Here is a 13683-nt window from a genome sequence, read left to right as displayed (position 1 = left end):
GCGAAGGCTTCCCCTCGCTGCCGGCGCGGCTTTCGTCGGCCAGGCACATAAGATCACGGCCGTCCCAGACCATAGGCCAGCGCCGACACGGCGATGAGGAAGGGCGTCCAGAAATGGACCAGGCCAAGGCCGCTCCACACCGTGAACCGCTCGTTGCAGCCGGTGGTGTTCATCGGGCATCCCAGGGGGACGAGGTAGAAGAACCAGAAGGCCGTCGCCACGAGCAGCGCCAGGCCGAAGATCAACGCGGCGATTCGCATCCTGGTCCTCCTCCCGCACACAGACGCCCTTCGGTATCGGGGTGTCGCGCACTGCCGAACGACTCGATCTCGGTAAGATCGGATGCCGTCACGACTTATGGGCCTTCCCGCAGGGCATCGACGGCATGACCGGCGAGGTTGGCCCCCAGGAGCCGCTCCGCGTCGAAGCCCCCCAGCGGCCGAAGGCGGCCGGGCAGGTCGGCGATATCGCGCTGCCGCCGGAGGGCGGCCTCCCGCGCTGTTGCCAGGGTGACGGCCTCGAACCGGATCGGATCGCCCGGCCGGCTTTGGGCGAGGCGGCGCAGATCGGCCGAGATCACCGTGGCGATCTTCGGATAGCCGCCGGTGGTCTGCCGGTCCGCCATCAGCACGATGGGCAGGCCGTTGCCCGGCACCTGGATCGATCCCATGACGGTGGCGTCCGAGACGATGTTGTACCCGCCCGCGCCATGGGCGATGGCCGGCCCGTCGAGCTGGTACCCCATCCGGTCGGCGCGATGCGACACGGTGAAGGTCGAGCCCAGCAGCGTGTCGATCCCGGCTTGGGTGAAGCGTTCGGCCTGTGGGCCGAGCAGGACGCGGATCGGTGCATCCCGGTCGAGGGGAACGGCATCGATGGTCCGGTCAACCAGTGCGGTGCTCTCCATCGCGGCGAAGGTCAGATGGTCGCCGGATTGGAACAGACGTCCCTCGACGCCCCCGATGCCCGCGCGGAGATGCAGCGAGACGCTACCGAGCACCGCACCCGCTTCGAACCCGCCGGCCACGGCGAGGTAGACGAACGCTCCCTCACGCGGCGGGTCCACGATGAGTTCGGCGCCTCGCGCCAGGGTCGCGGTGCGGTGACTGGCAAGGGGGGCGCCGTCGATACGGAGCGTGCCGGGCGCGCCAGCGCAGGCGAACCATCCCTGTCCGGCCTCCATCACGAAGCTGCCGCCGCCGAGGCCGAATTCGAGGACCGGTGTGTCAGGGGCATTGCCCACCAGCGCGTTGGCGGTCGCCATGGCGAGGCGGTCCATCGCACCGGAGCCGGAAAGGCCGTAGCGCTGGTAGCCCTGCCGTCCGCCATCCTGGAGGCTGAGCGCGCCATGGCATCTGCGGATGACGAGACGCCCGGTCACGGCGTTGTCTCGCATTCGACGATGCACTCACCGGCCCCCGCTGCCCGGTCGAGTTCGTCCCATCTTTCCGGCTCGATGGGCAGGAAGCGGATGGCGTCGCCGGGCTCGAACAGGAAGACCGGGTCGCGGCCCGGCAGGAAGGCGCGCACGGGGGTCCGCCCGAGGAGGTGCCATCCGCTCGGGGCGGCGATGCTCGCCACCAGAGCCTGCACGCCGCCGATGGAGATCGTACCGGCCGGCGTTACCGGCCTCGGGCTTTCCCGGCGCGAGAGAGCGAGGCTGGGGTCGAGACCGGAGAGATAGGCGTAGCCCGGCAGGAAGCCGTTCATGGCCACCCGGTAATCGGCTGCTGCATGCCGGGACACGACCTCGTCGGCGCTCAACCCATGATGGGCGGCGACATCGGCGAGATCGATGCCGAAGGACCCGCCATACACCACCGGGATGCGCCATAACCGGCGTGGCGTCGTCTCGGTCGAGACCGCGCCGATCAAGGCGAGGAGCGAGGCTTCGATCCGGTTCGGCTCGGTTGCGCAGGGATCGAGATGGACAGTCAGCGAGCGGTAGGTGGGGACGGCTTCGACGAGCCCGGGAATGTCGCCATCCCGCACGGCACGATCGAGGGCCAGGACCATCGCGTTGGCCTCAGGGTCGATCGTCTCACCGAACTCGATGGTGACCGCAGTGTCGCCGCACCAAAGCAGGCGGGGCTGAGGGGCTGACACGGGTCGCGGGGCCTCGCTCGACGCAATCTCCGTCGGCCCCGGGGGCAACCCCGATTCCGACACTCGCTCCAGTCCGAACACAAAAGGGGCGGCGCTGTCGAGCGCCGCCCCTCTTCCGTCGCGAAATTTGGCTCGGAAACCTGCCCTCAGTGCTGGCGCACCGGCGGCACATCCGGCTTGCGGAACGGCTCGGAACCGCCCTGGGTCGTGGTGTTGAGATTCTCTGGGTCGAGCGCGCTCTCCACGAACTCGCGGCCACGGTCGGCGAAGTCGCGGGCGTAGCGGATGCCCTGGTCCTTCACCTCGTCGGACCAATGTCCCACCGTCTCGTCCTCGCGGCGCGTCCTGGGAAGCAGGGCGCCGAGGAGCATTCCCGCCGCAAGGCCGACCACGCCGACGAGAAGCGGGTTCTCGGTGACGAACTGCTCGACATTGGTCTTGCCGCGGTCGAGGCGCTGGCTTCCACGCTCGGCGAACTCGCCGATGCTGCGACGGCCGGACCGGTGGGCGTCCGACGCCCATTCACGCGCGTCGTCATAGGTCCCGGACGCGCGGTCGAGCAACGACTCCGCCTTGTCCTTGACGGTGTCGCGCGCATCGAGGGCCGCGGCCTTGGCGCGGTCCGCATAGCCCTCGGCCTTCGACTGGGTATCGTCGGCGAGGTGGCCGGCCTGGTGGCGGAGGTCGCCGGCCGTGGTCCGAGTTTCGCTGCGCGCGCGGTCGGAGATGTCGTGGAGCGAACGGGCGGTCTCGTCGCCATGGGGGAGGCCGGCGGAGACGGCGATATTGTCGGGGAGGGAGCTCTTCGGCCCGCCCGGAATGCTGCTGGAACTCATGGATGCGACTCCTGTCGAATGGGGATGGGGCGGCGATGCCGCTGCCGGATCAGTCGGGTGTCGATCGGCCCGTGATGGCTCAGATCTGGTTTGCTTCAGCCAGGTCCTTCACGGGCTGGCGGGTCGGCTGGTCGGGGTCGTAGGCCTTCGCGGCCACGCCCGGCGTCACCGGCAGGGCACCGTTGGGATCGATGACCGGACGCTTCGTCAGCGTCTGCCGATCCTTGCCGGTGCGATGCAGAAGCCAGCCGATGCCGGCCGCGATGAGCAGAACGGGGACCGGGTTGCGCCGTATCGCATCGAGAGCGCCGTCATAGGCACCGCTCAGCGGGGTCCGGCGGACATTGCCCAGCATGTCATCGACGATGCTCGGGACAGAGAGCCGGTCCTGAATGCGATCGATGGTCTGATCGAGGCGGGCACGGCTCGCCTCGATGTCCTTCTCGAGATCGTTCAACGATTCACTCATCCCGAAACCCTTTCCGACAACGCACGCGCGTCCTGGCGCATCTGCCGTGTCGTGCGGGTCGGCGCCAGGGTGGAGAGTGACATGGTGCTCCGCCCGATCAGGGCGAAAACGATGGCGATGACCAGAAGCACGCCGCCGACGATGAGAGCGGACAAGGCTTCCGAATGCACCACCGTCGCGAGCCATTTCACCAGGGCGTCCACGAGGACGAACAGGGCGACGACCCCGAAGACGCCGGCGCCGACCATCAGCGCGAGGCCGATGAACAGCGTGCGGACGTTGCTCGTCATCTCGTTGCGAAAGAGCGCCATCTCCTTGCGCGCGAGTTCGCTGGTCTCGCGCAGGGCATCGCCGACGAGGCTTTGAATGCTGGATTGAGGGGCGTTCGACATGGCGTCCGCCTAGCTTCGGAAGGAATCGCGGGCATCGCGGTCATGCGCGATGCTCGACGACTTGATGAAGCGCGAGACGACGAAGCCGGTCACGAAGGTGGCGACGGCGACGGCCACCGGCGCACGGCGGGCGAAGGCTTCCGCCTCGTCGTAGAACTCGGCGAAGCTGCGGTTCTCGATGGAGGAACCGAGCTGTTCGAGTCCCTCGGCGGCGCTGTCAAAGAACGCCTTGATGTTGGGCTGCTCCTCGAAGGACTTGCTCGAATCCCGCAGGCCCTGCGCCAGATCGTTGACGGACTGGGCCGCGTCACCTTTGCGGCGATCGGCATAGTCGGTGGCATGGGCGCGTGCGGCGGCGACGAATCCCCGCCCACGCTCGACGGCCACGTCGGCGATGCCCTCGACATCGCCCTTCAGCGTCCGCCAATCGCCGGTCGGAGTAGCAGCCTCGCCGGAGCCGATCCCGGGGGCGTTCGCCGCGGATGCCGGGCCAGTGGGTTGATTTGCGTTCACGCGCATACTCCTCGATCACTTGTGGTCTGTGTCACCTGTGGCTCTTCAACATCACGGAAACAGACGCGGTTCCGAAGGGAATGTGCTGCGTATGCAATGCTCGGACGGTGGCGCTGCCAACGGTCGGAACCGCCGACCCAACGGGATTCACCTAAGCTTACTTTGGGTGCCGGACCAGGCCCATCCTGGCGCTCGACAGCCGCCGAACCGACCGGCGATCCACCGCCGAACCGACATTCATGGTGCTGAACTCTGGCCGCGGGGGGCGCGGTCGGCTAGGTTGGTCGGCGGATTATCAACATACGTAGCCGTATCCGACGGATCACCGCCGGGTTACGCGCGTTGACTGTCGGAATCATCTTGTCCGGTGCGCCCATGGTGCGCCGCACGCTGAGGACCGGAGCCCGCTGAGTGGCACGCCTTGTCATCGTATCGAACCGTGTGGCCATCCCTGAAGACAGCGGGAAATCCGTTGCCGCGGGAGGTTTGGCGGTCGCCGTCAAGGAGGCCTTCACGTCCTATGAGGGTCTGTGGTTCGGGTGGAGCGGCAAAGTCGTCGAGGATCCGTCCGAAGAGCCCGAACTGATCGATCGCGGTCGCGTCCAGTACGCGGTGGTCGACCTGTCGCCTCAGGATCACCGGGAATATTACAGCGGGTTCGCCAACCGTGCGCTTTGGCCGATCATGCACTACCGGCTCGGCCTGGGGGCGTTTTCCCGTTCGGATTACGCCGGTTACCAGCGTGTGAACCGGACCTTTGCGCGGGCTCTCGCCAAGCTGATCGAGCCCGACGACATCATCTGGGTCCACGATTACCACCTGCTGCCGCTCGCATCGGAACTACGCGGCCTCGGGATCGCCAACCCCATCGGCTATTTCCACCACATTCCGTGGCCGGCCGCGGACGTGTTCAACACGCTGCCCGCCAGCGGTGACCTCCTGCGCGGCATCGCCGATTACGACCTGATCGGCCTCCAAACCGATCCGGACGTCCACAACCTCTCGCGCAATCTCATCGACGAATTGCGGGCCATTCCGCTCGGCGGCGGCTCGCTCATGGTCGATGGGCGCCGGACCCGCATTCGCAGCTTTCCCATCGGCATCGATGTCGCCGGGTTCAAAGAGGCGGCTGAGAATGCCGGCGCCAACAAGACTGTCCGCGAGACGATGGCGGGCCTGCGCACCCGCAAGCTCCTCATCGGCGTCGACCGGCTCGATTATTCCAAGGGCGTGCCTGAGCGGATGGAGGCGGTGGACCGCTTCTTCGCATCGAACCCCGACCAGCGCGGCAACGTCGTCTACCTCCAGATCACGCCGAAATCCCGCACCGAGGTGCCGGAATACGAGGAACTCAGCCGCGAGGTGAACGAGACCGTCGGCGAGATCAACGGCGCGCTAGGCGAGCCGAACTGGACCCCGATCCAGTACGTGACGAAGGCCTATCCGCGTCCTGTCCTGGCGGGTCTCTATCGCGCCGCCCGCGTCGGCCTGGTCACGCCCATGCGCGACGGGATGAATCTGGTCGCCAAGGAATACATCGTCGCCCAGACGGCGGACGATCCGGGCGTGCTCGTGCTGTCGAAATTCGCCGGCGCGTGCCGGCAGCTGCCCGAGGCCCTGCTGGTCAATCCCTATGACCGGTTCGAGGTGGCGGAGGCGATCCGCACGGCGCTCTACATGCCGCGCGGCGAGCGGATCGAGCGCTGGAAGCCCATGGTCGAGCGGATGACGCGCGAAGATGTGGATTGGTGGGCGCGGAATTTCTTGACGGACCTGGAGAACTTCCGCACCGTCGAGCGCGAGCCACCCCGCGCCGCTGCTGCCGCAGAGTAGCCCCCCGCCGTCCTGCTAACGGCGGGGCGAGCGGTACCGGCCAATCAGACCGGTTGCGGGACAGGGCTCCGGGGTACCGTTCTTGCGTGACCCGCGCCGACGACCGGCCCGCATTCGTTGGGCCTATGCACCTGCGAAAGGCCTCCATGATCGGCATCGACGAAGGCGTACCCGGACCTCTCGGGGCGCATTTCGATGGTCGCGGTGTCAATTTCGCGCTGTTTTCCGAGAACGCCACCGGTGTGGACCTGTGCCTGTTCGAGCCGGGCGAACGCCACGAACATCGCGTCATCCCGCTCCCCTGCCGCACCGACGACGTCTGGCACGGCTATCTGCGCGGCGTGTTTCCGGGCCAGCTCTACGGCTACCGGGTGCACGGCCCCTGGGACCCGGCCAACGGTCACCGCTTCAATCCGGCGAAGCTCGTTCTCGACCCCTATGCGCGCGAGATCCATGGCCGGATCCGTTGGCACGATTCCCTCTACGGGCACCGTCGGGGCCTCCAGCGCGAGGACCAGATCGACCGGCGCGACAGCGCGGTCCTCATGCCGCGCGGCGTGGTGACGGCCCCCGACCTGACCGAACTCGCGATCACGCCGATCCGTCGTCCCCTCGGGCAGACCGTGATCTACGAAGCCCATGTGAAGGCGCTGACGCAGCTTCACCCGGCGATTCCCGAGGCGGAGCGCGGCACCTATGCCGCCTTGGCCCATCCGGCGATCATCGAGCACCTGCTGAAGCTGGGTGTGACGGCGATCGAGCTTCTCCCGATCCAGGCCTTCGCCGACGACCGGTTCCTGGTGGAGAAGGGGCTGGTGAATTTCTGGGGCTACTCGCCGCTCGGCTATTTCGCGCCGGAGCCACGCTATCTCGGGGCGGCCGGGGCCGGCGGTCTCAAGGCGGCGATCCGCGAACTCGCCGCCGCCGGGATCGAGGTCATCCTCGACGTCGTCTACAACCATACCTGCGAGGCCGATCATACCGGACCGACCCTGTCGTTCCGGGGCATCGACAATGCCAGCTATTACAAACTGAACCCGGAGAACCGGCGGCAGGAGATCGACTGCACCGGTTGCGGCAACACCCTCGATCTCGACCACCCGCGGGTCATGCAGCTCGTCCTCGACTCCCTGCGGCATTGGGTGACCGCCTATGGTGTGGCGGGGTTCCGCTTCGATCTCGCCACCAGTCTCGGGCGCACGCCGCACGATTTCACCCCCAGGGCGGCGTTCTTCCAGGCCATCGCGCAGGATCCGATCCTGTCGCGGGCGAAGATGATCGCGGAGCCGTGGGATATCGGCATGGGCGGCTACCAGCTCGGCGCATATCCGCGCGGCTGGGCCGAGTGGAACGATCAGTTCCGCGACGGCGTCCGCGCCTTCTGGCGCGGAGACCACGGCATTCTGCCGAAGCTCACGCAGGCCCTGTCCGGCTCGCGGGAGATCTTCTCCGGCTCCGGCCGTTCGCCTTTGGCCAGCATCAACTACGTGGCGAGCCATGACGGCTACACGCTGGCCGACGTCGTCGCCTTTGAGGAGAAGCACAACCACGCCAACGGCGAGGACAATCGCGACGGCCACGGCCACAACCTCTCGCGCAATTACGGCGTCGAGGGTCCCACCGACGATCCGGCGATTCTGAGCCTTCGCGCGCGGCAGAAGCGCAACCTGCTCGCGACGACCTTTCTGGCCCAGGGCGTCCCGATGCTTCTGGCAGGGGACGAGCGCTCGCGGAGCCAAAACGGCAACAACAACGCCTATGCCCAGGACAACGCGATCAACTGGGTCGATTGGGAGAACGATCCGGATCCCGGTCTCACGGCCTTCGTCGCCAACCTCACGGCCTTGCGCCGCGAGCAACCGGCCCTGCGCCGCCTGACCTTCCTGACCGGTGCCGTGATCGGGGAGGGGCCGCTGCGCGACGTCCACTGGCTCTCGCCCTGCGGTGCCGAGATGGACGACGAGGCCTGGGCCGACGGACACCGGCAGGCCTTCGGCATGCAGATCGGCAACGATCTACCGAGCGCGGACCGCCTGCTGATCCTCATCAACGCCGCCGAGGACGCGATCGATTTCACCCTGGCCCCGGTCATCGGCGGGCCGTGGATGGTCGTGTTCGACACGACCCGACCGACGGGCGCGGTCCCGGCCGGGCAGGCCTTGTTCCCCCCCAATGCGCGCCTGCGCCTCGATCCCCGTTCGCTCTACGTCCTGCGCGGAAGACAGGCCGCGTCCTACGAGATCTGAGGGAAGGGGAGGCGGTCCGGTCTGGCCGCTCCCGCCCCGATCAGCGGTCGTCCACGCCGCGCCAGGCCGGACGGCGATCCGTCTCCGCCAGGGTGTCGCGCGACGAGCCGGCGAGAGTTCCCGCCACCTGCCGGACCAAGCCGTCGGTGGCTTGGCTCAGGGCCTTCTCGCGCGCATCGGCCGGCAACGCTCCCCAGGCGACGGAGACGGATTTCTCCAGCGACGGCGCCGCAATGCGCGCGGCGAGGTCGGGATCGTCGCGGTGGGCGGCGAGGTAGGAGAGGGCGCCGATGGCGAGGCAGACGCGGATGAGGAACGACATGGGCTTTCCGGACTGGTTCGGTGTCGGCCGTGAGCGGGCCCGTGCGACCGAGCCTCCGCGCAGAACGTAAAGCCCACATCACGCACGCCCTGAAATCCAGAACCATGGTGAACATGGCTTTGCCAGCACCCTTCAGCGAACCGGCATGTGGTGCCCGGCCCTGTGGATAGCGGGCGATGTGCCCCGAAAGGGACCTTCCGCCGAATAGGCTTGGTTACCGACCGGAAAGCATCCGCGAACAATCGGAGGGGTCTGCGCAACACTCGCTTAAGTCGGGTCTGCGAGGTTTGGCATCAGTCGAGTTCAAGTCGAACCCGAGTCAAAGTCGAGCAAGGGGCGACGAAGCGGCCTGTTTGGCACTTCGCGCTGTGCGTGTGCGTATTGCGTATCTACAGCGGCCTGGCTTCCCTGATCGATCTCCGGCTCGCCGGACTCGTGCATGAGTCGGTGATCGACGACGATGCCGTGCGGTTCCGGCACGAGCGGTTCCTGGTGTCGCGCCTCGCGACCGGGATCGTGATGATGGCCTGCCTCCCGCCTTATCTGCTCTGGCGGGGCGTCCCCAGCGGTCTCGAAGTGCTGGCCATCGCCAGCCTGATCCTGCCGATCTTCGCCGCCGTGTTCCTGTCGCGGACCGGGATCCTCTGGGTCGCCCATGCGATCTCGTCGGCGGGCCTCACTGGCCTCGTGGTCTGCCTCGCCCAGATGTCGGGCGGGGTGAATTCCGCCGCCGCGATCTGGTTGGTGGCGATCCCGTTGGAAGCCGTCGTGTCCGGCTCACGCCGCGCGACGCTGGCCGCCGCCTTCATCGCGATGATCGGCGCCCTGGTCGTCGCCTTCCTGCCGCCGGGCAGCATCTCGCTGCCCCTCCTCGACCTGTCCCGGTCCCTGGCGATGCCGGTCTTCGCCATCACGGCCATCGGTCACGTGGCCGCCCAGGCCCTGGAGCATCTGCGCCACGAGGACCGTTGGCTGGCCCGCATGCGCGACAACGAATTGCGCGACCGCATGCTGCTCTCGGCCATTGACGACCTCGTGACCTGGCATGACCGGAATGGCCGCGTCATCGATGCGAGCGCCTCCTCGACACGTTTCGTCGGCGTCGAACCGGGGCGCCTGCGCGGACACGGCCTGCTCGACCGCGTCCATGTGGGAGACCGTCCGGCCCTGCTGCAGACGATCAGCGACGTGGCCGCCAGCGGCAAGCCCGCCACCGTCCAGTTCCGGCTGCATCTCGACGCCGCCGCCCAGCGCGCCGAAGGCGAGCCGCGGGTGATCTTCGCCGAGATGCGAGCCCATTGCATCGTCGGCACCCTGTCGGGGATCGAGGGATCGAGTGTGGTTTCCGTGACCCGCGACGTCAGCGAGCATCGTCGCCACGCCGAGGAACTGGAGCGCGCCCGCGCCGAGGCCGAACGCGCCGACGACCTCAAGAGCCGGTTCCTCGCCACCGTCAGCCACGAATTGCGCACGCCCCTCAACGCCATCATCGGCTTCTCGGAGGTCCTCGCCGGGCAAAGCTCCATGACGCTCGGGCCCGAGCGCAGCCGCGAATATGCCGAGATCATCGGCAGTTCCGGTCGCCATCTCCTCGACGTGGTGAACGCGCTCCTCGACATGTCGCGCATCCAGAGCGGCAATTTCGATTACGTCCCCGAGGTGGTGAATGTCGGCGCGCTCGTGCGGACCTGCTGCGACCTGATGCAGCTGAGGGCCGACCAGGGCGGGATCACCCTGGTGCGCGGCACCGACGGGCTGGGGATCGACATCATGGCGGATCCGCGCGCCTGCCGTCAGGTGCTCATCAACCTCCTCTCCAACGCGGTGAAGTTCACCGCGCCCGGCGGGCGGATCGAGGTCTCCGTCCGGCGCAGCGCGGCGCATCTCGACATCGTCGTGGCCGATACCGGGATCGGGATCGGCGCGGACGACCTGCCGCGTATCGGCGCGCCGTTCTTCCAGGCGGGCAGCGGCTACGACCGGACGCATGAGGGGACCGGGCTCGGTCTTTCGGTGGTACAGGGCCTCGTCGGCCTGCATGGCGGCAGCATCTCCATCGAGAGCGCCGAACGCCAGGGCACCAGCGTGACCGTGACGCTTCCCCTCGATTGCCGGCGCGGGTCCAGCACCGCACCGCCGGCCCCGATCCGCACCGGCATCCGCCGTTCGGCGCCGCTGCCGAGCCTCGACGGGACGGTGGTGCCGGTGCGCCGACCGATGGGGCTGTTCGACCCCGCACCCGAGGCGGTGAGCGAACGCTACATACCGATGCAGCGCGCGGGATGAGAAATCTCCGCGACCTCCAAGGCCCCACGCGCGCCTCGTCCCGGCTTCGATGCCCCGGACGAGGCGCGCGCATTCCGTACCGGCACGGCGTTTCGCCGGGGCCGGTTTTCCGTTCCCGGCTCGATCTGTCGGGCCGTCGTCTGCGTTCGAGGGGATAGACCATGCGCGAACCGCTGCCGAAGCGCGACCAGCGCGAGATCATCGTGCCGACCAGGACGGCACAGGCCTCCGCGCCTCGCCGCAAACCCGCCTCCGGTCCCGCCCGGCGGCCCGCCTCCGGCTGGTTCCGGAACGTCGTGCAAGCCGTCGGCGGGTTCGGGCGGTTGTGCCTGCGCCGGCCGGGAGAAGTCCTCGGCTCGGTCGTTGCCATCGGCGCGGTGGCGGCCGTCGCCCTGAATGCGCTCGGCTACCAGGGTGGCCGCCACCCCGCGCCGCTCTTCCCCACCCTTGGCAAGGGTGCCGGCACCACCGCCGCCAAGCCGGCATCCGGCCAGACAGCTGAGCCGGCGAAACTGGCGGAAGCCGCGCCGCGCAAGATCGAGGTGCCGAAGCCCGAGACCGCTCCCGAGCCGAAAGCCGCGCTGGCCATCGAGGCGGCCAAACCCGCGCCCAAGCCCGCGCCGGCGGCGGCGTCGACCAAGCGCGATGTCATCGCCGACATCATCAAGGCCGGGGAAACCACGGCGTCGGTGACGCCGAAACCCGATCAGGCCGTGGCGCAGGCACAGCGCGCCTTGGTGAAACTCGGTTACGGACCGCTCGTCGCCGACGGCGTCCTCGGCCCCGGCACACGGGCGGCCATCGAGAAATTCGAGCGTGACCGCAAGCTCCCGGTCAAGGGCGTCGCCGCCGGCCGCACCTTGCGCGAACTCGCCTCCCGTGCCGGCTCGACCAAGGGATAAGGGTCGGATCCGGCGTTCGGCCTCTGACCTCGGTGTGTGAGGGACTGAGAGCGGCAAAGCCGCTTTCGGTGTCGACGGCGCGTGAACGCGCGAAGCCCCCGCGATGTCGGCGTGGAACGGTCAAACGGCAATCGTCGTTCCTGCCCGCTCGCGCCTCTCTCCTGACGGTTCAGGATTGGCGGAGATTCTGGCCGAACACCGTTTGGCAGTTCTGGCCAACCAGTCCTTTCTCGAGCAGGGCAAGTCCCTGAACGGTTGGCCACGCTCGGGATAAATAGAACGGCGCGTTAATCTGCCGTTCAGATAGGCGCTTTGCTCAAGTAAGCTGCATTTTGTTGGAACGGTATTTGGCAGGTCTCCGTTTATTGCTCCGTAAAGACTACAACAACTGGAGCAACCTTATGTTGAAGCAGATTCGCATCGTCGCCCTCACGACCACGTTCGTCCTTGGTGGCGCTGCCCTGGCGGTCGCGCAGTCGTCGTCCACCGTCGGAACCGGCGGCTCTTCCGCGGGCGGTGGCACCAGTTCTTCGACGGTCGGTACGGGTGGTTCGTCGGCTGGCTCCGGAAGCGGCTCGGGCACGTCCTCGACGCTGGGCACAGGCGGTTCGTCGGCCGGTGGCGGCAACAGCTCCTCGACCGTCGGCACGGGTGGTTCGTCCGCCGGCACGGGTAGCGGCTCGGGCTCGACGGTCGGTACCGGCGGTTCGTCGGCCGGCAAGGGCACCAGCGGCTCGACGGTCGGCACCGGTGGCTCGTCCGCCGGAACGTCCGGCGGCGCCGGCAAGTCCGGCAGCGCTGCTGGCCACGACAAGAGCGGTCCCGGCAATTCCGAGAACGCGCCCGGCCACAACAAGCGCTGAGCCGCAGGTCTGACCCCTCGGGCGCGGTTCCCCGGAGCCGCGCCCATCCCGCTTCCGAGGAGAGTTGCACCATGGCGCGTATGATCCTGCCGCTTCTCGGCGGCGCCCTCGCCATTGCCGGGGTCGCCGCGAGCCATGCCCAGACCAGCACCGTCACCGCGGGACCGAACGGCGTCTCGGGCGGCACGACGGTCACCACCGGGCCGAACGGAAAACCCTGTAAAATCGTCTCGTCCGATGCGGCGAAGAACACCGGAGCGGTGTCGAGTTCGGTCACGGCCGGTCCGGACGGCGTGAAGAGTTCCTCTACCGGGGGGCCGTCCGTCACCACCCGATCCGCCGATGGCACGACGAGCAGCTCGGCCTCGAGTTCGAGCTCCGGCAACGGCACCACGATGACAACCACCGGCGACGGCGACTGCGTGGTCACCGTTCCCAAGGACAAGAGGTGAGGCTGACATGACGATGACGAAGGTTCTTCCCGCGCTCGCGGCCCTCGGGCTCCTCCTCGCGCCCGCCATCGCCGATGCCCAGACTCGCGGCAGCGCGACGGGCGGCAGCGCCGGTTCCGCCGCCGCCGGCGGCACGTCCGCCTCGACGGTCGGGACGGGCGGCACCTCGACGGGCTCGGACGGCGCGACGGGCTCCTCGCTCGCGACCGGTGGCAGCGCCGCCGGCGGCAAGACCAAGGATCGCTCGCACGTGAACGAGACCGGTAACGGTGGCCTGAACGGACAGGCGAAGGCGATGTCCCATGACGGCGGCACCTTCTCGAAGTCACAGACCAAGACCAAGGTCCGCGATGGCGAGAGCGTCGAATCCCGCACCAAGACGATGTCGCACGAGCCGGGTTCGAAGCCGGTGAAATCGACCACCACGACCGGTTCGACCGTCGCCCAGTAGGTCTTCCGGGCA

Annotated in this window: 15 protein-coding genes; 7 read left to right on the top strand and 8 right to left on the bottom strand. The window is 68.1% G+C overall.

All coding sequences use genetic code 11. The features are described 5' to 3' along the window. Window positions 1–53: 53 nt before the first annotated feature. From ACYQML_RS24040 to ACYQML_RS24010, 7 genes are all read right to left on the bottom strand, one after another. Window positions 54–260 carry a hypothetical protein gene (locus ACYQML_RS24040; RefSeq protein WP_461234269.1) on the bottom strand — a complete coding sequence of 69 codons (207 nt, stop codon included), beginning with the start codon at window positions 258–260 and terminating at the stop codon, window positions 54–56. A gap of 95 nt (window positions 261–355) precedes the next feature. After that, entirely contained in the window at window positions 356–1381 is a 1026-nt protein-coding gene (locus tag ACYQML_RS24035) for a 5-oxoprolinase subunit C family protein (protein WP_461235778.1), read from the bottom strand. Further along, window positions 1378–2106: a 5-oxoprolinase subunit PxpB gene (gene pxpB, locus ACYQML_RS24030; protein ID WP_461234268.1), complete on the bottom strand. Its 729-nt coding sequence runs from the start codon at window positions 2104–2106 to the stop codon at window positions 1378–1380. Before pxpB ends, ACYQML_RS24035 begins: the two co-directional genes overlap by 4 nt. Window positions 2107–2252: 146 nt before the next feature. Continuing rightward, window positions 2253–2942 carry a hypothetical protein gene (locus ACYQML_RS24025; protein WP_461234267.1) on the bottom strand — a complete coding sequence of 230 codons (690 nt, stop codon included), beginning with the start codon at window positions 2940–2942 and terminating at the stop codon, window positions 2253–2255. A 79-nt stretch (window positions 2943–3021) separates the two neighbouring features. Next, on the bottom strand, window positions 3022–3411 hold the full coding sequence (locus ACYQML_RS24020) for a DUF3618 domain-containing protein (RefSeq protein WP_207411692.1): 390 nt from the start codon (window positions 3409–3411) through the stop codon (window positions 3022–3024). Further along, window positions 3408–3803 carry a phage holin family protein gene (locus ACYQML_RS24015; protein WP_056426085.1) on the bottom strand — a complete coding sequence of 132 codons (396 nt, stop codon included), beginning with the start codon at window positions 3801–3803 and terminating at the stop codon, window positions 3408–3410. Before ACYQML_RS24015 ends, ACYQML_RS24020 begins: the two co-directional genes overlap by 4 nt. Before the next feature lie 9 nt (window positions 3804–3812). Then, a complete protein-coding gene (locus tag ACYQML_RS24010; RefSeq protein ID WP_156467727.1) occupies window positions 3813–4322 on the bottom strand; it encodes a hypothetical protein in 510 nt (169 codons plus the stop codon). A gap of 405 nt (window positions 4323–4727) precedes the next feature. On the opposite strand from ACYQML_RS24010, the gene ACYQML_RS24005 reads away from it, so the two are divergent. Next, window positions 4728–6149 (top strand): alpha,alpha-trehalose-phosphate synthase (UDP-forming), encoded by a 1422-nt coding sequence (locus ACYQML_RS24005; protein ID WP_056426081.1) that lies wholly within the window; start codon window positions 4728–4730, stop codon window positions 6147–6149. A gap of 146 nt (window positions 6150–6295) precedes the next feature. Beyond that, on the top strand, window positions 6296–8395 hold the full coding sequence (gene glgX / locus ACYQML_RS24000) for a glycogen debranching protein GlgX (RefSeq protein ID WP_461234266.1): 2100 nt from the start codon (window positions 6296–6298) through the stop codon (window positions 8393–8395). A gap of 40 nt (window positions 8396–8435) precedes the next feature. On the opposite strand, the gene ACYQML_RS23995 is transcribed toward glgX, so the two are convergent. Further along, window positions 8436–8717 carry a hypothetical protein gene (locus ACYQML_RS23995; RefSeq protein WP_461234265.1) on the bottom strand — a complete coding sequence of 94 codons (282 nt, stop codon included), beginning with the start codon at window positions 8715–8717 and terminating at the stop codon, window positions 8436–8438. A 372-nt stretch (window positions 8718–9089) separates the two neighbouring features. Here ACYQML_RS23995 and ACYQML_RS23990 point away from each other — a divergent pair, with 372 nt between their 5' ends. The 5 genes from ACYQML_RS23990 to ACYQML_RS23970 all read left to right on the top strand — a co-directional run bounded on the left by ACYQML_RS23990 (window position 9090) and on the right by ACYQML_RS23970 (window position 13671). Continuing rightward, the gene (locus ACYQML_RS23990; RefSeq protein WP_461234264.1) at window positions 9090–11003 is read left to right on the top strand and encodes a sensor histidine kinase; all 1914 of its coding nucleotides are present in this window, start codon (window positions 9090–9092) and stop codon (window positions 11001–11003) included. Between the two features lie 161 nt (window positions 11004–11164). Next, window positions 11165–11905 (top strand): peptidoglycan-binding domain-containing protein, encoded by a 741-nt coding sequence (locus ACYQML_RS23985; RefSeq protein ID WP_461234263.1) that lies wholly within the window; start codon window positions 11165–11167, stop codon window positions 11903–11905. 401 nt (window positions 11906–12306) lie between these two features. Next, the gene (locus ACYQML_RS23980) at window positions 12307–12768 is read left to right on the top strand and encodes a hypothetical protein (RefSeq protein ID WP_056426073.1); all 462 of its coding nucleotides are present in this window, start codon (window positions 12307–12309) and stop codon (window positions 12766–12768) included. 71 nt (window positions 12769–12839) lie between these two features. Further along, window positions 12840–13220 carry a glycosyl hydrolase gene (locus ACYQML_RS23975; RefSeq protein WP_207411696.1) on the top strand — a complete coding sequence of 127 codons (381 nt, stop codon included), beginning with the start codon at window positions 12840–12842 and terminating at the stop codon, window positions 13218–13220. A 13-nt stretch (window positions 13221–13233) separates the two neighbouring features. Continuing rightward, window positions 13234–13671, top strand: coding sequence for a hypothetical protein (locus ACYQML_RS23970; protein WP_246747880.1), 438 nt, complete (start codon window positions 13234–13236; stop codon window positions 13669–13671). Window positions 13672–13683: the final 12 nt, after the last annotated feature.

This window comes from Methylobacterium sp. CM6244 (genome assembly GCF_054817885.1).
Note: the sequence above shows the minus strand (reverse complement) of the source record. Positions and strands in the feature narration are given on the sequence as shown.